The 19,088-nt window shown below is 53.8% G+C and carries 14 protein-coding genes; 9 read left to right on the forward strand and 5 right to left on the reverse strand.

The window, feature by feature from the left end; genetic code table 11:
* Positions 1-9: 9 nt before the first annotated feature.
* The gene (locus tag KIS77_08195) at positions 10-651 is read right to left on the reverse strand and encodes a DUF2975 domain-containing protein (protein MCW5922308.1); all 642 of its coding nucleotides are present in this window, start codon (positions 649-651) and stop codon (positions 10-12) included.
* 292 nt (positions 652-943) lie between these two features.
* Between KIS77_08195 and KIS77_08200 the strand changes: the two genes are divergently transcribed.
* The 4 genes from KIS77_08200 (at position 944) to KIS77_08215 (ending at position 6,764) form a co-directional block, all read left to right on the forward strand.
* A complete protein-coding gene (locus tag KIS77_08200; protein MCW5922309.1) occupies positions 944-3,790 on the forward strand; it encodes a TonB-dependent receptor in 2,847 nt (948 codons plus the stop codon).
* Positions 3,791-3,909: 119 nt separating this feature from the next.
* The gene (locus KIS77_08205; protein MCW5922310.1) at positions 3,910-4,344 is read left to right on the forward strand and encodes a hypothetical protein; all 435 of its coding nucleotides are present in this window, start codon (positions 3,910-3,912) and stop codon (positions 4,342-4,344) included.
* A gap of 535 nt (positions 4,345-4,879) precedes the next feature.
* The gene (locus tag KIS77_08210) at positions 4,880-6,283 is read left to right on the forward strand and encodes a HAMP domain-containing protein (protein ID MCW5922311.1); all 1,404 of its coding nucleotides are present in this window, start codon (positions 4,880-4,882) and stop codon (positions 6,281-6,283) included.
* Positions 6,284-6,377: 94 nt separating this feature from the next.
* Positions 6,378-6,764 (forward strand): META domain-containing protein, encoded by a 387-nt coding sequence (locus tag KIS77_08215; GenBank protein MCW5922312.1) that lies wholly within the window; start codon positions 6,378-6,380, stop codon positions 6,762-6,764.
* 154 nt (positions 6,765-6,918) lie between these two features.
* Here KIS77_08215 and cysS read toward each other — a convergent pair whose 3' ends face one another.
* The gene (cysS, locus tag KIS77_08220; protein ID MCW5922313.1) at positions 6,919-8,421 is read right to left on the reverse strand and encodes a cysteine--tRNA ligase; all 1,503 of its coding nucleotides are present in this window, start codon (positions 8,419-8,421) and stop codon (positions 6,919-6,921) included.
* A gap of 270 nt (positions 8,422-8,691) precedes the next feature.
* Positions 8,692-11,100, reverse strand: coding sequence for a fibronectin type III domain-containing protein (locus KIS77_08225; protein MCW5922314.1), 2,409 nt, complete (start codon positions 11,098-11,100; stop codon positions 8,692-8,694).
* A 44-nt stretch (positions 11,101-11,144) separates the two neighbouring features.
* Between KIS77_08225 and KIS77_08230 the strand changes: the two genes are divergently transcribed.
* Positions 11,145-11,981, forward strand: coding sequence for an aminotransferase class IV family protein (locus KIS77_08230; protein ID MCW5922315.1), 837 nt, complete (start codon positions 11,145-11,147; stop codon positions 11,979-11,981).
* A gap of 97 nt (positions 11,982-12,078) precedes the next feature.
* Here the strand turns inward: KIS77_08230 and KIS77_08235 are convergent, their stop codons facing one another.
* Positions 12,079-12,684, reverse strand: a complete 606-nt coding sequence (locus KIS77_08235; GenBank protein MCW5922316.1) for a ribonuclease HII — start codon at positions 12,682-12,684, stop codon at positions 12,079-12,081.
* Positions 12,685-12,741: 57 nt separating this feature from the next.
* Between KIS77_08235 and hpt the strand changes: the two genes are divergently transcribed.
* From hpt to KIS77_08255, 4 genes are all read left to right on the forward strand, one after another.
* Positions 12,742-13,287, forward strand: coding sequence for a hypoxanthine phosphoribosyltransferase (gene hpt / locus KIS77_08240; GenBank protein MCW5922317.1), 546 nt, complete (start codon positions 12,742-12,744; stop codon positions 13,285-13,287).
* 159 nt (positions 13,288-13,446) lie between these two features.
* Positions 13,447-14,280, forward strand: coding sequence for a universal stress protein (locus KIS77_08245; protein ID MCW5922318.1), 834 nt, complete (start codon positions 13,447-13,449; stop codon positions 14,278-14,280).
* Between the two features lie 12 nt (positions 14,281-14,292).
* The gene (locus KIS77_08250) at positions 14,293-14,562 is read left to right on the forward strand and encodes a zf-TFIIB domain-containing protein (protein ID MCW5922319.1); all 270 of its coding nucleotides are present in this window, start codon (positions 14,293-14,295) and stop codon (positions 14,560-14,562) included.
* Positions 14,563-15,041: 479 nt separating this feature from the next.
* The gene (locus tag KIS77_08255; protein ID MCW5922320.1) at positions 15,042-17,582 is read left to right on the forward strand and encodes a carboxypeptidase-like regulatory domain-containing protein; all 2,541 of its coding nucleotides are present in this window, start codon (positions 15,042-15,044) and stop codon (positions 17,580-17,582) included.
* Positions 17,583-17,703: 121 nt separating this feature from the next.
* Here KIS77_08255 and KIS77_08260 read toward each other — a convergent pair whose 3' ends face one another.
* Positions 17,704-19,050, reverse strand: coding sequence for a hypothetical protein (locus KIS77_08260; GenBank protein MCW5922321.1), 1,347 nt, complete (start codon positions 19,048-19,050; stop codon positions 17,704-17,706).
* Between the last annotated feature and the right edge of the window lie 38 nt (positions 19,051-19,088).

The following is a 19,088-nucleotide window of genomic DNA, read 5'->3' on the forward strand; positions in this document are numbered from 1 at the left end:
TACCTCTCTCTACTGTGGCACCTCCTGTTCTTCTTTCAGATGCATACCCGTGCGAAATATCTCGCCCAGCGCAAACACCAAAAGCGCCGCGAAGGCACCAATTATCACGCGCTCGCGGTGCAGGTCTGGGATTTCCGTGACGTATTGGTGGCCATGAAAAGTGTAGGCTATGCCTTGCAACGCCCAACTGGACACATACAGCAACAATGGAATGCCCAGCAAAGCCAGTGCAATGCGCCGGATATGGCGCACCGTTGTCTGCTGAAAAATCTGCCCTTGCTCGATGTTGCGGATTATCAGATACATCCTGTAAAGGATGAAAACCCCCAGCACCCACGCCAAAATGTGAAAGACGATGTAAGCCAAGTACTTTTCCTTAAAAATCAGCCCCATCTCATCAAACTCTATCTTGACCCACTTATGGTGGTTCGTGTGAATCAAAGTGACAGTGGAGGTGCCGTCAGGGTGACGAGTGCTGACAGGCTCCACTTCCGTTATCATCGTCACCCAACCATTGATGAAGGGGCCATCGCCCGAGAAGCCAAAGTAGGCAGAGAGACTTTTTATCAGGAGGAACCCAGTCCCTATCATAAGGCAGATAAAGACGACGCGCAACGCCCGAAGCATGGCAATCCTTTGTTTGATACTCATAAGTGTAATGTGCTAATGGGACAATCTATACCGACGAAATATCGCCTGTTTTTGGCCAAACCAACTCGTTGACATACCCAACTGCATCGCTCGCCGGGAACAGGTTTGGGGCAGTATGAATCACGCACAAAGTTGCTGAATCCGTCAGTCAATAAATATGCCGAAAAAGGGTAGCGTCGGCACAGTGCACCATCAAGCGCATTAACCTTTTTTAACCTTCCTTCAAGGTCGGTTAACCTGCCCCCGCCAACGCGCCCGATACCTTTGCCCCATCATTCATCAGCATTTGATTATGAAGACAAAAATCCTCTTTCCCTTTTTCTTGACGCTCTTTTTGCCCGCCCTACTTTTTTCTCAAAAATATACCCTGCGCGGCGCGTTGGCCGACTCCACCTCGGCCCCCTTGGCAGGCAGCACCGTCATGCTCCTCTCCCCTACCGACAGCTCGCTGCTGGCCTTCACGCGCTCCAACGAGGACGGCGTTTTTGAACTCAAAAATCAAACGGCGGGCGAATATCTGCTGCGTTGCACCTACTTCGGCTATCAGAATTTTCAACGACACATTCGCCTCGAAGGCACCGCGACGGAGGTGGATTTGGGCATCTTGCCCATGACACCCAAATCGCAACTGCTTGACGCGGTGGAAATAACGGGACAAGCCAATCCCGTGACCATCAAAAACGACACCATCGAGTTCAACGCCGCATCGTTCAAAGTGAAGGACAACGCGATGGTAGAGGATTTGCTGAAAAAGCTGCCCGGCGTGGAGGTGGAGCGCGACGGCACAGTGCGCGCCCAAGGGGAAACCGTCAAAAACGTGACCGTTGACGGAAAAAAATTCTTCGGCAACGACCCCAAACTCGCCACACAAAACCTGCCCGCCGACGCGGTGAAAAAAGTACAGGTGTTCGACAAGAAATCAGAACAGGCCACCTTCAGCGGCATTGACGACGGACAACGCGAAAAATCCATCAACCTCGAACTAAAAGACGAAAAGAAAAACGGGTGGTTTGGCCGATTGTCGGGCGCTGCAGGCTCCGACCTCAATCCCAACCTCACGACAGGGCAAAACGGCGGGTTTCGCTACGAAAACAAAGCAAGCGCCAACCGATTCAAGCCCAAGCAGCAAATCTCATTGCTCGGCATGGGCAACAACGCCAACCAACCCGGTTTCTCAGTGGACGACTACATGGCCTTCTCAGGCGCGATGCGCCAAATGATGAGCGGCGGGGGCGGGCGCGTCACGCTCCAATTCAATGCCGACAACAACGACATTCCGCTCGACTTTGGGGGCAACAACGAAGGATTCCTGCGGACTTGGGCAGGCGGGCTGAATTTCAATCAAGAAATCGGCACCAAAACCGACCTCAACACCAGTTATTTTTACAGCAACGCCGACAAGGACTACGCGACGGAAAGCGCCACCCAATCGTTTTTGCCCAACGGCACCTTCACGACCCTTAGCCGTTCCGCACAAGAGAATCTCACCGACAACCACCGGCTCAATGTCACCTTAGACCAAAAGATTGACTCATTCAACACTGTGCAACTTACCTCGGCCTTCGTCCACACCCAACGAGGCACCGCCTCCAATACCTTTTCGCAAAATCTCGATGCCGAAGGACTGTTGCAAAACGATGGCAGGCGCGACTATCGCTCCGACGCAACCGCAGCCAACTGGACAAGCAACCTCCTATACCGCCACAAATTCCCCAAAAAAGGCCGCACTTTCAGCACCAACATCAATCTTGGCCTAAACAACAACCAATCCGAAAGCAACAGTTTTTCGGAAAACCGCTTTTTCGGCGACAGCCAGCAACCCAATCGGACCGACACGGTGGCCCAAAACCAATTTTTCAAAAACGACATCCTCAACTGGGGCGCAAAAGCCACCTACACCGAGCCGCTGGGTGAGCGGCGCTATTTGGAAGTCAGCTACGGCTACTTCGCCAATGAAAATCGCGCGGACAAAGACGTGTACGACGTGTCGGGCGGCGAAAGCAATTTCAACCCACAACTGTCCAACGCCTTCGTCAACAACTTCAACTACCACCGCGGGGGAGTAGGCTTTCGCCTCAACCGCAAGGCATGGAACGGCAGCGTGGGCATTGACGCACAGGCCGCCACTTTGCAGGGCGAGGTCACTTCCGGCACCGGACAGCCCGTGCGCCAAACCTTCCGGCACCTGCTGCCGCGTGCGGATTTTGCCTACCAGTTCCGCCCCACGCGCAACCTCCGCTTCAACTACACCTCCAATGTCAACGCCCCAAGCGTGCAGCAACTCCAACCCGTGCCCGATGTGAGCGACCCGCTGAATATCGTGTTGGGCAATCCCGACTTGCGCCCCGAATACGGCCACAACCTACAATTGAACTACGTCTCGTTCCATCCAGAAACCATGCGCAGCTTCTTCTCTGGCCTGTCGTTCACCTACACACAAGACCGTATCGTGAACGCGCAAACGGTGGATTCCCTCTTCCGGCGCATCTACCAACCTCTGAATGTGGACACCGACTACCGCCTCAACGGCACCTTTGCTTTCGGTTTGCCATGGAAAAAACTCAAGAGCCGATTCAACCTGCGCACCGAGACGGGCCTTGCGCGAGGTCAGAATTTTATCAACGAACGGGAAAACTTCACCACCAACCTCCAAATCGCTCAGTCCGCCTCGTGGGATTTCACCCCTAAAGACTGGCTCTTGTTCAACGCCGGAGCCGAACTTGCTTGGAACACCGCTCGCTACTCCCTCGATAAGGCTTTCAACCAAGACTACCTCATACAGACCTACAATGCCGAAATGGATGTGCAACTGCCCCTCGATTTTTCCATCAATACCGCCCTCGACGTGACCGTAAACGGCGGCCTCTCGGAAGGCTACGACCAAGCCGTCCCAATTTGGAACGCCTCAGTCTCCAAGTTTTTGATGAAAAACAAGCGCCTCCAACTCACCCTTTCCGTGCGCGATTTGCTCAACCGAAACATAGGCATACGCCGCACCGCCAACCTCAACTTCATCGAAGACCGCCGCATCGCATCGCTCGGGCGATACGGATTGCTGAAACTAACCTACAGTCTCAACAGCTTTGGCGGGCCGGGCGGACCGGGGCGCCCAGGGTTCAGAATGATTATGCGCCGATAAATCGGGAGGGCACCTTGTTAAGATTTCCCAAAATCATGCGCCATACGAAAATCGCTGCCTACATTTGAAGCTGCTTTTAAAAACAGATATTTTTTCACTCGCAAAACATTTTGACACTCATGAAAAAAGCTATTTTCTTCCTGTCTTTCTTCTTTGTGCTCGGTATCGCTGCTGCCAATGCTCAATCATGCTCCAGCGCCGCTTCCGCTTCCAAATCCTGCTGCGCCAACAAAGCCGCTAAAGCCGCCGCCGCTGATGCCACCATCGAAAAGCGCCAAGCAGAGGACGGCACCGTATCTTATGTGCGCAAAGAGACCGACACTCAGGGCAACGTGAAATTTGTCAGCGTTCAGTACGACGAGGCCTCCAGCACCTTCGTGAATGTTGCTCCGAAATCAGCCACTATCGCTGTTGAAGACAAAGAGGCATCCACGAAAAAAGCAGCCTCCTGCTCCCCCTCTGAGAAAAAAGCATGCGCTGGCGCCGCCGCCTCCGGCAAAGCCTGCTGCGCTTCCAAAACATCTTCCACGGCGGCCACACCCGACCAAGAATAATTGACCTAAGCGAGGCATCACACCCTCTCTCAATCGCCCCATCCGGGATGCCGGACGGGGCGATTTTTTTTGCGGTGCGCAAAGTTCTGATTGGCGTCACTATTCAGGCAGCGGTAGGTCCCCGAAAGATTTATAGAAATATGGTAAAAACTTAGGCAGGGGCAGCGCCCCGAAAAATCGGCAGGAGATGCTGGGTATTATCTCGTGGAGGGGTTTCGCCCCGAAAAACATATTTCTTGGCGCTACCCCTGCCTGAATAGTGGTTGAGTGGTCAAAAACGCGCTATTGTGAATAGTTCATTTTCAAGGAAATGCATACCCATTGCTCGCCGGTAGCGCCTTCAAAAACCCAGCCTTTGCAAAGGCTCAACGCATCATTGTTGGTAAAAAGTCAAAATTTTTTTGGGCAGATAGCTACAACTTTTCAGGAAGTGTTCCGTTATTTGTCCCAGTTTTCATTTGGTTTTTTGGGGTTTATTAGCCGTCGATGCGCAAGTATCGGCGGCTTTTTCGTTATGAGGGCGCCCAATCAAGCCATGCAAATCCGAACCCGGCTCACCCTTCTTTTTCTTTTCAACGCTGCGAGCATTTTGGCGGGAGTGCTGCTCGCGGTTTACTTCCTTTTTGAAAAAAACACGAAGGAAGCTTTCTTCGAGGGTTTGCAATCGAAAGCGGAAATGACCGCGCAAACAGCCCTGCGCAACCCCAACAGCCTCGTCCCCTTGCCGCCCAACTGGGTGCCACCCGATGCCGACACACTCCCCTACCGCGACAATATCAGCCTGTTCAACGATGCCTACGAGCGCGTCTTTTCGATGCATTCAGACCTGCCTCCCATATCGGTAAAAGACTTGCAGGACATCTACACGCAGCGCGAGACTCGTTTCCGACATTACAACCTGCACGCGCTGGGCAAGGTCGTGAACAGCGCGGAAGGCCGTCCTTTCGTGGTGGTGGTGGAGGGCTACTGCGACCCAACACAATTAAAACGACTTCGCCAAATCCTGCTGGTGGGCTTCTTCCTAGGCATGGCCCTCATTGCCGCGTCAGGCTGGTACTTTGCAGGGCAGGCACTCGCCCCCATGTCGGGCATCGTGCGAGAAGTGGAAAGCATACAGCCCTCCGACCTCAGCCGTCGGGTGAACATTGGCGACAGCCGCGACGAGCTTGCCCACCTCGCCGCGACGTTCAATCGGCTGCTCGACCGCGTGGAGCAGGCGTTCAGAATGCAGCGCATGTTTTTGTCCAACGTCTCCCACGAACTCAAAAACCCACTGCAAGCCATACGCTCCCAACTCGACGTGTCCCTTTCGCGCGAGCGCGACTCGGAAGCCTACCGCGCTGCCCTTCGGAGTGTGCTCGAAGATGTGGATGCCATGACCGAAGTAGAGGAAAAATTGCATCAATTGGCACGCATACACAACGACCCCTCCGCCATCCCTTTTGCCCTCGTGCGCTTAGACGAGCTGCTCTGGCAGGCCAAAGAACAATTGAGGAAACGCCGCCCGTCATTTAAGGTGGGGCTTGATTTTGGCGAAATGCCCGAAGACGAGCAGGTGCTGTTCGTTCGCGCCAACGAAGCATTGCTCCGCACGGCGTTTCTCAATCTCATGGACAATGCCTGCAAGTATTCGCCCGACCATCGCGCAAAGGTGTCCACTACTTTCCGCTCCGGCGGCATGCATGAAATCATCGTCGCCGACAACGGCCCGGGCATTCCGGCAGATGAGATGCCTCTCATCTTCGAGCCATTTTTCCGCAGCCCGCGCCACCGAAAGTTGAAAGGCACGGGCATCGGCCTTTCGTTGGTACAGAGCATCCTGACACTGCATCAAGTGAGCCTGTCAGTGGAAAGCCCGGCACAAGGAGGTACTATTTTCAAAATGGCATTTCCGCCCGCCGAAGAACCAAGGGTGAACAATGTCGAGCAAGCACAATAATTTTTTTCGCCCAAAAGCATCTCAATACCAGTTTATTGCAATCTTTGCTTCCGTATTTTGACGCATTTTCTTCACAAAACAAAACTAATTTCACATGAAACAATTCCTTCTTCCCCTGTGCGTGCTGGTCGCGCTGACAAGCCTCCAAAGCTGCAAATCAAAATTCCCGTTCAGCAAAGAATGGGAACTCACCGAACTCAATGGCCAACAAGTGCCTGCCGGCACTCGTATCACGATTGTGTTCGACCAGAACAACACCCGTTACAGAGGCTCCGCTTCGTGCAACAATTACAATGGCCAGTTCACGCTGAAAGGCAAATCCCTCAGCTTGGGCAATGGCGCAGCTACCAAAAAAATGTGTCCGAACATGGAATGGGAGGACAAGTACTTGCCTGTTCTGTCGAAAATTGACGGTTGGAAAGTTGCGGACAACCAACTGCATCTGACTTCGGGCGGCAGTGTCGTGGCAAGTTACAAATGATTGCTTCATAGCAATTCATTCGCCATTCTCTAAAAACCCCAAACGGATGACAGGATATCTCACGGTATCGCCCGACGGCTCATTCCTAAAGCGCGGGGTCGCGTCAAGCCCGAAAGCATATTTTGTCGTTTAGTTTGGGGTTTTCAATCTGTTGTCAAGTTTTGCTCCAAGTAGCGCCTTCTTTCCCATCCTTTACTTGGATGCCCACCACAGCGAGCGCGTCTCGAATTTTATCGCTCGTTGCCCAGTCCTTTTGCTGGCGTGCTTGTGCTCTGATGTCGAGGAGCAGTTCCATCAAGCCTTCCAGGGTGCTATTGTCCTCGTTGGCATCTTCTTCTTTTAGGCCAAAAACATCGTGGATGAAGGTCGTGAACACCGTTTTCAGGCGCTCCAACACCCACGGGGCCACTTCGCTGTGCGAAAGTTGCTGGTTGGCCAATTTGTTCACATAGCCACCCAGCTCGTTGAGCGCCGCGATGGCGACTGCGGTGTTAAAGTCGTCGTCCATGCCCTGATAGGCGTTCTCGATGAGCGCGAGTATGGCGCGGTCGGTGTCCGTCTCGGAGCCATCGAAGTTGCGTGGGTCCACAGGCATATTTTGGAGGAGCTTGTGGGTCTCCATCAGTTTGCGGAAGCCTTTCTCGGCGGCGAGCAAGGCATCGTCGGTGATGTCGAGGGTGCTGCGGTAGTGTGCCATGAGCATGAAAAATTTCACCGCCATCGGTGAGTAGCCTTTCGACACCAAGGGGCTATCGCCGCTGAACAACTCGGCAGCGGTGATGAAGTTGCCGTCCGATTTGCTCATCTTTTTGCCGTTGAGAAGCAGCATATTGGTGTGAAGCCAATAGTTGGCGGGGGAGCAGCCGCAGGAGCCGTGATTTTGAGCCACCTCGTTTTCGTGGTGTGGGAATTTCAAGTCATTGCCGCCGCCGTGTATGTCGAAGGTTTTTCCCAAATACTTGGTGCTCATGGCGCTGCACTCCAAATGCCACCCGGGGAAGCCAACCGACCATGGGCTTTTCCAAACCATCAGGTCTTGCGGGCGGGCCTTCATCCATATAGCAAAATCGGCGGGGTGATTTTTCTCGTCCTGATTTTTGAGTTCGCGGGTTTCCGCATAGAGGTCTTCCAAGACTCGCCCGCTGACTGAGCCATAAACACCGGGGTTTTCATTGACAAATTTTGGCACGTCGAAATAGACCGAGCCGTTGCGCTCATAGGCATACCCACGGCTGAGGATGGACTGCACCATCTCGATTTGTTCTGGAATGTGACCTGTGGCACGCGGCTCTATGCTCGGCGGCAGGGTGTTGAAAACCCGCATCATCTCATGGAACCCAACGGTGAATTTCTGCGCCACTTCCATAGGCTCCAATTGCGCGATTTTGGCACCTTTTGCCATGCGGTCTTCGCCGTCGTCGGTCAAGTGGCCCACATCTGTGATGTTGCGCACATAGCGGACTTTGTAGCCGAGGTGGAGCAGGTAGCGGTATATCACATCAAAACTGACGAAGGTGCGGCAGTTGCCCAAATGCGCATCGTAATAGACGGTGGGGCCGCACACATACATTCCGACATGGCCGGGCACGATGGACTTAAATGTTTCCTTCTTACCGCTTAGGGTGTTGTAGAGTTTGAGGGTGCGTATTTCATTCATGGTCGCAAAGGTAGGAAGCTTGCGTGGTTTGAAGATGGGGTGGTTTGATAGAGTTTTTTTCTGGCTGGCGGAGGTTGTTGTGCTTGCTGAGAAAAATCTGGAGCATCCTTGATTCGGATGCTTTTCAACGATTCGGCTGTCTGTCGTGGATGGTGAGACAAATTTGTTTTAACACAGAGTCACAGAGAGCACAGAGAAATAAAGTTTGATTTTTAGATGAATAAAACTCTGTGAGCTCTGTGACCCTGTGTTAAAATTTGCTTCAACTCCCTACATCTTCACAAACCGCTCGGTCGTGATTCGAGTTTCCCCTTCCATCAGCGAAAGCACATACGTTCCCGCTTGCAAGCGCGACACGTCAAGCAGCTGCTGCGGCTGCGTGAGCGATTGTTTGAGCACGACGCGCCCCGCCATGTCGGACACTGTGATTTCGCTTTGAGAGAAAATGTCGCCGGTATAGTTCACCGTAAGAGATTCCGCCACCGGGTTGGGATAAAGCTGGAAATAGGTCAGCGTCATGTTGGGCATTGCCTCCGTGTCGTCCGGCGCTTGTATGCCCGCAGGGGTGGTCAGTAGTTTTTGTGCCGAGTAGCCCGAACAGTTGGCCTTTACGCGCCAGTGATACGATGTGGAGGGCTGCAAGCCGCTGATGGTCACCTGTGTCACGCTCACGGTGCCGAGTGTGTACCATGTGTTGGAAGTAGCAAATTTGATTTGCAAGGTATAGCTGCTCGCCCCGTTGACCGCTGTCCAGTTGATGAGTGCCGAGTTAGGGCCGATTTTGACGTTGTTCAACACGGTGGGAGGGTTGCAAGCGCCAGTGCCGCCGCCACCGTCGCCGCTGAGTGTGGAAAAGGTGGCCTGTGCGGAGTAGTCCGCCGAGCAATTGGCTTTTACCCGCCAGTTGTAGGTGGTTCCCGAAAGCAGGCTATTCAAGTTGAATGTCGTGGAGGAGGTGGTGCCTGCGGTTGACCAAGTTGTCACGCTGCTTCTTTTGAATTGCACGGTATAGCTCGTGGCGCTCGCGGAGGCATTCCAATTGAGCTTGGCGGAAGAGCTGGTGATGTTGGTAGTTGTCAGTCCGGTGGGAGCACTACACGAATTGCCCCCGCCGCTACTGTTGTTGGTTGTGAAATTGGCCGTGGCGGAATAGTCGGAGCAATCCGTTTTCACGCGCCAGTTGTAGGCCGTGTTGGCGGTTAGCCCCGTCAAGTTGTATGCTGGCGTGGTGGAAGTGCCTGCGGTGAGCCATGTGGAGGAGGCGGAGGTCTTGTATTGCACGGTGTAGTTGGTCGCACCAGCTACGCCCCCCCAAGTCAACGAGGCAGAAGTAGCGGTGATGTTGGTGGCGTTGAGGCCAGTGGGGATGGCGCCAGACGATGGCAAGCAGGTGGCTGCCAGCACACGGTCGCGGATACGATTGCCCGGCACGGGGCCGAAGCCGTTGTTGAAATTGATGCCATAACTTTTTAGGTGGCAGTAGCTCATGATAGTGCCTCCATTGCTCGGGGCTGGGCCCGGGGAGCAGTTGCCTTCGGGCGAATAGCAATTGTCGAGCGCACCATTGGGCCAGTTGCAGGAGTGCGTGTGCCAAGAGCCGAGATTGTGCCCCAATTCATGGGTCACGACTTCCACCGTCCAAGAGTAGGTGGGCACGTTTTGATAAGAGGCACTGATGCCGCTCACGCCATAAGCATAACTTTTGAAACAAATCACATCAAGATAGGCGATACCGCCGCCGAGGTTGCGCGTGGAAAGAAAATGCGCCAGATTGCCGTTGAAATTGGTGCCTCGGTTGTTGCGAAAAGCATTGAGCACGGCGCTGGTGCTGCTGTAGCCCTGATAAGGGTCGGGAGAAGTCCAAATGTATATTTGGGAAATGGCGATGCCCACGTTTTCGTTGGCATAGAGGGTGGCTACTTGATTGAAAAGCCCAGTCACATAGTTTGTCGCGTTGGCAAGGTTGGAGCCTTTGTCGGTGTAGAGCTTGTAGTCACATTCAAAATAGACTTGCACGGTCTTGCAGCCCACGCCCCTATCCCCGGCACTGGGTTCGTCGTCGGGGATGAGCGCGTCGTCGTCGGCAAAGCAGCCGAAAGGCACGTCGGCTTTCAAATCTTCTTTGCGGTAGAGGATGTGCTGACCGGAGCCGTCCTCCATTTTTCCGACTTGAAAGGTGCCGCTTTCGTCGCTTACCATAGCCATGATGCCGTCGTCGAACACGCTCAAGGCCGCCAGCGAATAAGGATTACCGCGCGCGATGCCGCGATAATGAACACCCTGTTGGTAAGGGTGGTTTTCCTGAGCGTTGGCACCCAACGTGCCGAGGCTGAAATCGGGCGCAAGCAGGTCAACTTTTACGAGTTCGAGTTCAAAATTTGCCCCATGAGCATTCGGGATAGAAAAAGTGAGGGTGAGTGGGGCCGTTTTCAGCAATTGGTTCAGGGCGGTCAAGTCGGCTTCGAGGATGGTGGCATTGTCCACCACGGTTTGCAGGGCGCTGCGGTCAGTTGTGGCAACGAGCGGCTGCACTGTCTGGAAATCTCCCGAAAGGCGGTAACTTTCCAGCCATTCTGCCACCTTTCCCGCCTGCTGGCCTTGCAGTGCGGAGGCAAAAACCAAGCAAAGCACAGAGGCTATGCCGAAGGAACGAAGTACGATTAAAGAAAATCTGGTCATAGTGTGCAAGAGAAATTAAAAAGTGAAAAATCGGAAATTGTCAAATGTTCAACCTGAATGCTCAACTTATCAAAGAACTTCCCGAAGGCTTGTGGCTCGCACAACGGGGACTTTTCTATGCGGATTCCTTGTTCGAGACCATTCGGGTTTTTGAAGGGAAAATCCCTTTGATGGCGGCACATTGGGAGCGGCTTTCGCAGGGTTTGAGCCAGATGGGTTATGCGCTCCCCTCCTTTTGGTCGGCAGTTTTTTTTGAACAAGAAATCCTGCGCGTGGCACCGCCCAACGCCCGTGTTCGGCTGAGCGTTTGGCGAGCGCCGGGGGGGCTGTATTTGCCAGAAAACAATGAACCCCAATTCCTCATAGCCGCGCAGCCTTTGGAATCAGGTATGTACGAATGGTCTGATGAGGGGCTTCAAGTTGGTTTTTGTCAATCGGTCAGATTGCCGATAGATGCGTGGTCGGGGTGGAAAACCCTCAACGCCGCCCGATATGTGGCGGCTGCGCAAGAGGCAAGGATTCGGGGCTGGGACGATGCGGTGTTGCTCAACGCGCACGAGCGCGTGTGCGAAGCGACCAGCAGCAACATATTTTGGCTCGAGAGCGACGGCACACTTTGCACCCCCCCGCTTGCCGACGGCTGTGTAACAGGGGTGCTCCGCGATTTATTGCTGGCCTTAACTAAGGCATCGGGTCTTGCAATCACCGAAAAATCAGCCAATTGCGACACCATTCTGGAGGCTAGGGAGGTCTTTTTCACCAATGCCGCGCGAGGCATCCGATGGGTGCGGGCTTGCGAGGGAACGGCATACAGCCATGAGCAAACGAGGCGATTGCACGAGCTAATGGTAACGCATTTACTGGGAAAAACGAACGCTTGACGCGCCGCGTCACAGGCCTTGCAGCCCCTTCCTTTTGCGAGAAAAAACAAGGGAATTTTTTTTCAACACGCACAAAATTTAACACATCGCCCCGTCCCTAAAACAACTCCAACTGTTCCCCATGCGGCAACAACTGGAACGACCGCCTATGGTAGGGGCTGATGCCGTGTCGGCGAATGGCGGCGCGGTGGGCCTCGGTCGGATATCCCTTGTTAGAGCGCCAATCGTACTGCGGACATTCTTCGTGCAGCCGATACATATACTCGTCGCGGGCCGTCTTTGCCAAAATGGAGGCAGCGGCGATAGAGGCATATTTGCCGTCGCCTTTCACCACGCACAGGTGTGGCACGGCTGCATATTGGAAAAAACGATTGCCATCCACCAGAATAAACTCTGGGCGCTGGCGTAGGCCGTCGAGCGCCCGGTGCATGGCGAGAAACGAGGCTTTCAGGATGTTGACCCTGTCAATCTCCGGCGCGTCCACCCAAGCCACCGACCACACCACCGATTCCCGCTCAATGACGGAGCGCAGGGCAAGTCGCTGGTATTCCGACAATTGCTTGGAATCGTTGAGCATTGGATGCCCAAAGTCTTTGGGCAACACGACCGCCGCCGCAAACACTGGCCCTGCCAAACAACCGCGCCCCGCCTCGTCGCAGCCTGCTTCCAACAAATCGGGATGATAAAAAGGCAAGAGTGACATATCGGGGTAAAAGTAAGCAGACTTTCAGGTTACTTTTGCCGCAAACGTCGCTCAACCATGCAGCCATCCCAAACCGTCGCCATCCACGACCTGACTTTTGTCCCCTTGCTTTCCGAGCAGCAGATACAAACGCGCGTCGGCGAGCTCGGCGCGGCGCTGTTGGCGCGATATGAGGGCCAAACACCTCTATTCATCAGTATTTTGAGTGGCGCATTCGTGTTTGCCTCCGACTTGATTCGGGCCTACGACGACGACTGCGAGGTAGGTTTCGTCAAGCTTGCCTCCTATCAAGGCACTCAGTCCTCCGGCTCCATTCAGACCGTGATGGGACTTGAGAAGCAACTGACTGGGCGACACGTCGTCGTGGTGGAAGATATAGTGGACACGGGCCGAACGCTTCATTTTTTCCTTGATTTGCTTCGACAGCAAAACCCCGCCTCCATCTGCACGGTGGCATTTTTGAGAAAACCCGAAGCAGCGGAATATCCCGTAGCGGTAGATTTGGTGGGCTTCGACATCGAAAATCAATTCGTGGTAGGCTATGGACTCGACTATGAAGGCTTAGGACGCAACCTGCCGGGCGTGTACCAATTGATGGAATAGTCGCTGACGAATGCCCCAATGAACCAACTGGCAAAAGTCATGGCCACCCTTAACGAAAGTCATTGGTCATGGCATCCCCATGCTGCGACTTTTGTGGCAAACACGTCAATGTGATAATCAGCACATTGCCTCAATATCTCATTTCACTAAACCATCTTCATGAAAAAGATTCTCGTCACTACCGATTTTTCCACACACTCGAAGGCAGGCGTTCGCTTTGCCATCCAACTCGCATCGCAGACAGGGGCCGAACTGATTTTCATCCATTGTTTTCAGGCACTCATCCCCACCACGATTCATCGGGAACGCATTGACAACGCTTTGGTGGAGCAAACACAAAAATTCAGGAGCAAACTGGAAAAGTTCGTTGCGGACATCTACAAATCCATGAAGGTGACACCCGGCGCGCACTCCTTCGTGGCGGTGGAAGAATTGAACCCCACCACCGGGATACTTGACTACGCGCACCAGCATCAGATAGACTATGTGTGCATCAGCACACGAGGCGCTGGCACCTTGCGGAAAATCATCGGCACCAACACAAGCACCATCGTCGTCAAATCGGCGGTGCCCGTATTGGTCGTGCCACACAATTGGCGCAGACAGCCCATCAAAAAGATGCTCTATGCCTCTGACTTGGAGAATCTGGACAAGGAAATGGCCATCGTGACCGCTTTTGCCCAAGCAGCAGGCATCAAGTCGGATTTGGCGCATTTCTACTATCCGAGCGAGATAAAATTGGACCCCGTGGTGTTGGCCGAGATGTGGCAAAAAAAATACCCGCAAGTTGGCAGGGTCTATCTGGAGCGATTCAACGTGGGGGATGGGTTCGCGCACCAGTTGGGCAATCTGATTGACCAAGCGAAACCCTCGCTCGTCGTTTTCTTCACGCACACCAACCAAACTTGGTTCGACAAACTATTCAGCACCAGCCGCTCCGAAGCGTTCACCTTCGCCACCAACGTGCCCATGCTGGTGTATCGCAAAAACTAAAAACACAAGACTATGCTGTGCCCACTTTGCAAAATCCCGCTCCAAGCAGCTGAGCGCCACGGCGTTGAGATAGACTATTGCCTACAATGCAGAGGCGTTTGGCTCGACCGTGGCGAACTGGACAAAATCATCGCCCGCGCCGCGCAACACTACACCCAAAACGCCTACCGAGACAGCGACTTTCCACAATTCGACAGCACCAAAGGGCAACAAGCCTCCCCTCGCTACCCGGATAAAAACAACAAGGGGTATCTGGCCGAAATTTTTGATTTCGACGATTGATGGGCTGCCGCATCAGAATAGGAGCACGCCTCTCACCTCCGAACATTCTTACCATATTTCAGGATGATTGTGTCAGCATTCGACCGTACTTCCCATTGGCACATCACCATTCAGAAAAGGGCGATACCTTCGCCCTCCCAATTTTGGCCTCGCGGCAAAGGCAAGAAGGTAGCCTGTCGGTCTTTCTGAAAAACACCTTTCCATTGCTGCAAGACAGAATAGGGGCGCTCTGCATTGCGCAGAACACCCCCTGAACTATAAACAAACAAAAAATATGCACGGTAACGCCTTTGCCGCTTCGTTTGTTTAACGTTCGTGGAAGTTTTCTTAAACGAAGTTGCGGTTATACTTCGCGTTGTCAAGTTTTCAGCAAGGGCAAAGTTCTGGTTCGTTCAAAATCAGAGACCTCAATCCTGAGCATTCGATAAATCTTGGCGAATCAGGGTATATTTTGCACCTTGCTAAGGATGTACTGATACATGTCCCAACAAAAGACACTCCTCTTAATCTTGCTTCTCATTGCACCGTGTTTGATTCGGGCGCAACAAACAGCCACCGTCTTCGGTCGCCTCACCGATGCCGCCACCGCTCAACCCGTGGAACTCGTCACCGTTTTTGTGAAAGGCGGCAGAACGGCAGTCACCTCCGACGAGCGCGGCAACTTCGCCATTCAAGTGCCTGCCAACGAGCGCGTCACGCTGGGTTTTCGTCGCGTGGCCTACAAGGAAAGCAGCGCCGACATACTGCCCCTTCCGGCAGGTGCGCGTTTTGCGCTGGATGTGCGGCTGGCACCTACCGAGTCGAACCTGGAAGTGGTCATCAGCGAACGAAGGCTCGACGACGGCGGCATGGTGCGAGAAAGAAATCTAGAGGCGCTCAAGCTGCTGCCCAGCACGACGGGCAACTTGGAGAGCGTGCTGCCCCATATCGCACTGGGCACCAACATGGGCACAGGCGGCGAACTGAGCTCTCAATATCAAGTGCGCGGTGGCAACTACGACGAAAACCTTGTCTATGTCAATGACTTTGAGATATATCGCCCACAATTGATTCGCGCCGGCCAACAAGAAGGCTTGACCTTCCCCAACATTGACCTCGTGCGCGACTTGTCCTTCTCCAGTGGTGGGTTTCAGACAAAATACGGCGACAAACTATCGTCCGTGCTGGATGTGAAATACAAGCGTCCCGATAGCCTGCGAGCCAGTGCGAGCGGTAGTTTGTTGGGCGCGTCCGCGCACATAGAGGGCAGTGTCAAATCAAAAAAAGACTCGTATCGCGCGTTTCGCTACCTCGTGGGCACACGCTACAAGACAACTCGCCTCCTGCTCGGCAGCCTCGATGTGGTGGGAGAATATGTGCCCAACTTCACCGATGTGCAGGCCTACCTCACTTACGACCTGAGCCGCGATTGGCAATTGGGGGTCATCGGCAATTACAACCGAGCGCGCTACAACTATGTACCGGAAAGTCTCGTGCGAGCATTTGGCCTCATTGACTACGCCCTGCAAATCCGAACAGCCTTCGAGGGACAGGAAGTGGATGATTTCACGCAAGCCATGGGGGGCATCTCACTCACTTACCTGCCCGACCGCGAGCGCAACCCACTCTACCACAAGTTCATGGCCTCCACTTGGCGAAGTCAGGAAAACGAACGATTCGACATCATCGGCAACTATATTTTGGGCGAACTGGAATCAAACCTCGGCTCCGACAACTTCGGCGAAATCGTCAACATACTCGGCACTGGTACCCAACAGACTTGGATTCGCAACTACCTCACCGCCGATGTGCTCAACGCCGAATATCGGGGGGGCATCGAATTCCAGCGCGATTTGACGGACGAAGGATTGACCCGAAGCCACTTTTTGCAATGGTCGGCCAAATGGCAAAACGAACGCATCAACGACAAAATCAACGAGTGGGAGCGCCTCGACTCGGCGCTTTACTCCCTGCCCTACGACACCAATTTTTTATTCGTCCGCAACGTGCTGAAAACCCGCAACAACTTGCAAAGCGACCGATTCAGCATCTTTTTTCAGGATACTTGGACATGGAGAAAAGACGGCAAGCGCGAATTGCAACTCAGCGGCGGCCTTCGGGGGCAGTATTGGACCTTGAATCGCGATTGGTTCATCACCCCTCGCGCGCAATTTCTCTACAAACCCCTTAACACCAAGCGCGACATATCTTATCGGGTGGCCAGTGGCTTGTACTACCAACCCGCATTTTACCGCGAAATGCGCAGACCCGACGGCACCGTGAACACCAACTTGGCCGCACAGAAATCGGCTCATCTGGTAGCCGGTTTCACCTACGACTTTCTTTGGGGCAAATACCGCCCCGTGAAAATGCGCCTCATCACGGAGGCTTATTACAAGTCGCTGTGGGATTTGGTCTCCTACGACCTCGACAACGTGCGCATCCGATATGCAGGCGAGAACAACTCGACCGGCTATGCCACAGGCATTGACATCAGGCTTAACGGCGAATTCGTGGAAGGTGCAGAGAGCTGGATAAACATCTCGCTACTGCGCACCCGCGAAGCCATCACGGGCGTGCAGCATAAAATCCGCAAACTGGGCGACCGCGAGGGGCGCGACATAAAGGACGTGCCGCGCCCGACCGACCGCTTTTTCACGCTCTCTACCTATTTCCAAGACTATCTTCGGAAAAACAAAAACATCACGATGCAGCTCAATTTCACGGTGGGCACGAGCCTGCCCTTTGGCATCCCCGACAACAACATCGAGTATCGGAACCCATATCGCTTCACCCCCTATCACCGCGTGGACATCGGGTTCGGGTTTCAACTCTGGAAAAAGGAATGGCTCGAACGCCGCCCCCAGCACTTTCTGCGCTTCACCCGCAACACATGGGCAAGCCTCGAAGTCTTCAACCTCATGAAAGTAGCAAACGAGGCTTCCAACACTTGGATAAAAGCCATTACGAACGTGCAATACGCCATCCCCAACTACCTGACGGGACGGCGCATCAACCTGCGAGTGAGGATGGATTTCTGAGGTTTAGAGTAAAAATCTACGCAAGGGCTGCCCTGTCCAAGTTTTTACAAATTACATGAAAAATGGGTTGAGGAGGCTGTCTCCTCAACCCATTTTTACGCATCAACCAACTCAGTCTTTTTCAAAGTGTCGCCAACACGCCCGCTTGCACCGCAAACGTGTTAAGCCGAGCAGGGTTAGGCCCAATGCCCTTGCTGCCGAGCGCCATTCGATAGGCTGGCTCCACAAACGCCGCAAAACGTTGGCCGATGGGATGCTCCACGCGCAAACCCACGTCGGCTGAGGCATAGACATTTTCACGCAAGCCCCCTCCTTCTAACACACCTTTGCCATCCTTGCGCAATTTAGGCGCTTGGGTAGGCGGATTGGGGTCGGACGACGACGAGGGCGCGGGGTAAAAAACGGAGCCGTAATCGAAGTTTTTGGTCACGGCAAAATTCGTGGTGACGCCCCCCACGGCATGTGCAGTTGCCTGACCCAATTTTGCCACGCGGCGTGTCACTTTTACCGGCACAGCAACCACATCAGCCTCCACATTGGTGGCAAAAGAGCCATGAAAACCCTGCACTGTGCTGCCAGCGTAAATCTCAATTTGCTTCTTAGGCTCAAACTGTCGGCGGCTGTACGAGAGGCCCGCCTCCACCCCCCACTGCCCGATGCGGTAGCCGATAGCCATGCCGCCACCGTGACCCGTTGAAGTGTTGGAGTAGTCGCCACTCCTCACCTTGTTGTTTTCAAAATGGGCGAACGTCGCCGCATAAAAACGATGCTGTTTGGGTGCTTTCACCTTGACTTTTGCAAACGCGACTGGGCTGGACTGCGAGTGCCGCACAGAGTGGGTCGGCAACACAGGAAGGCTCATCATATCCTTCATGGATGCCCAATGAGTAGGTAGCGATTCCAACAAATTTTGATGGCGCTGTTCTTCTGATGGCGAGCCAAGCGCACCGGCAATCGTCTCGTCGAAGTGCTGAATCGCCGCCGCATCCAACAGTCGAGAGGCTGCGTGCGCGTTGCTCAACGCATCAACCGTGTGCATCGCGGCTTTGTGTTTGCCACGCGGCATATTCCTGTCTGCTTGCGGACGGTCGGAGGGGGGCAAAGCCCGTTTCTCTGGTTGGCGCTGTGGCCGCGATGCTCCGCTGCCCAAAAAGCCCTCTAAATTGGCCAACAACAACAGGAAAATAGCCGCCTCAAGCAACTTGGCCACCCACACACGCCTGCGGGCCAGCGAAGTTTGTTGCATTCGGTTGGCGAGCATATTCCAGTGCGCAGGCTGATAAGGCGCTTCCAACCGTTCCAACGTTCTGAACACTGCTTTGTCCACTGCATCCACCGCTGCGGGCTGTTCTTCCACAAACGGCGCGTTCAGTCGTTGCTCCAGCATCGCCCAAGTGGAGGCATCGTATGGAGCCTCCAAATTGTCGAGCGTGGTCTTTATTTGCTTATCAAAAAAATTATCGTTCATGGCACAAATGCCTTAATTTCAAAAAGTTAGAATCCATT

The organism is Saprospiraceae bacterium (genome assembly GCA_026129545.1).
In the GTDB taxonomy this organism is placed as follows: Bacteria; Bacteroidota; Bacteroidia; order Chitinophagales; family Saprospiraceae; genus M3007.

Excerpts from the sequence above, each read along its gene's own strand:
- KIS77_08195 (MCW5922308.1), bottom strand. The coding sequence starts at position 651 with ATGAGTATCAAACAAAGGATTGCCATGCTTCGGGCGTTGCGCGTCGTC.
- KIS77_08200 (MCW5922309.1), top strand. The coding sequence starts at position 944 with ATGAAGACAAAAATCCTCTTTCCCTTTTTCTTGACGCTCTTTTTGCCC.
- KIS77_08205 (MCW5922310.1), top strand. The coding sequence starts at position 3,910 with ATGAAAAAAGCTATTTTCTTCCTGTCTTTCTTCTTTGTGCTCGGTATC.
- KIS77_08210 (MCW5922311.1), top strand. The coding sequence starts at position 4,880 with ATGCAAATCCGAACCCGGCTCACCCTTCTTTTTCTTTTCAACGCTGCG.
- KIS77_08215 (MCW5922312.1), top strand. The coding sequence starts at position 6,378 with ATGAAACAATTCCTTCTTCCCCTGTGCGTGCTGGTCGCGCTGACAAGC.
- cysS (MCW5922313.1), bottom strand. The coding sequence starts at position 8,421 with ATGAATGAAATACGCACCCTCAAACTCTACAACACCCTAAGCGGTAAG.
- KIS77_08225 (MCW5922314.1), bottom strand. The coding sequence starts at position 11,100 with ATGACCAGATTTTCTTTAATCGTACTTCGTTCCTTCGGCATAGCCTCT.
- KIS77_08230 (MCW5922315.1), top strand. The coding sequence starts at position 11,145 with ATGTTCAACCTGAATGCTCAACTTATCAAAGAACTTCCCGAAGGCTTG.
- KIS77_08235 (MCW5922316.1), bottom strand. The coding sequence starts at position 12,684 with ATGTCACTCTTGCCTTTTTATCATCCCGATTTGTTGGAAGCAGGCTGC.
- hpt (MCW5922317.1), top strand. The coding sequence starts at position 12,742 with ATGCAGCCATCCCAAACCGTCGCCATCCACGACCTGACTTTTGTCCCC.
- KIS77_08245 (MCW5922318.1), top strand. The coding sequence starts at position 13,447 with ATGAAAAAGATTCTCGTCACTACCGATTTTTCCACACACTCGAAGGCA.
- KIS77_08250 (MCW5922319.1), top strand. The coding sequence starts at position 14,293 with ATGCTGTGCCCACTTTGCAAAATCCCGCTCCAAGCAGCTGAGCGCCAC.
- KIS77_08255 (MCW5922320.1), top strand. The coding sequence starts at position 15,042 with ATGTCCCAACAAAAGACACTCCTCTTAATCTTGCTTCTCATTGCACCG.
- KIS77_08260 (MCW5922321.1), bottom strand. The coding sequence starts at position 19,050 with ATGAACGATAATTTTTTTGATAAGCAAATAAAGACCACGCTCGACAAT.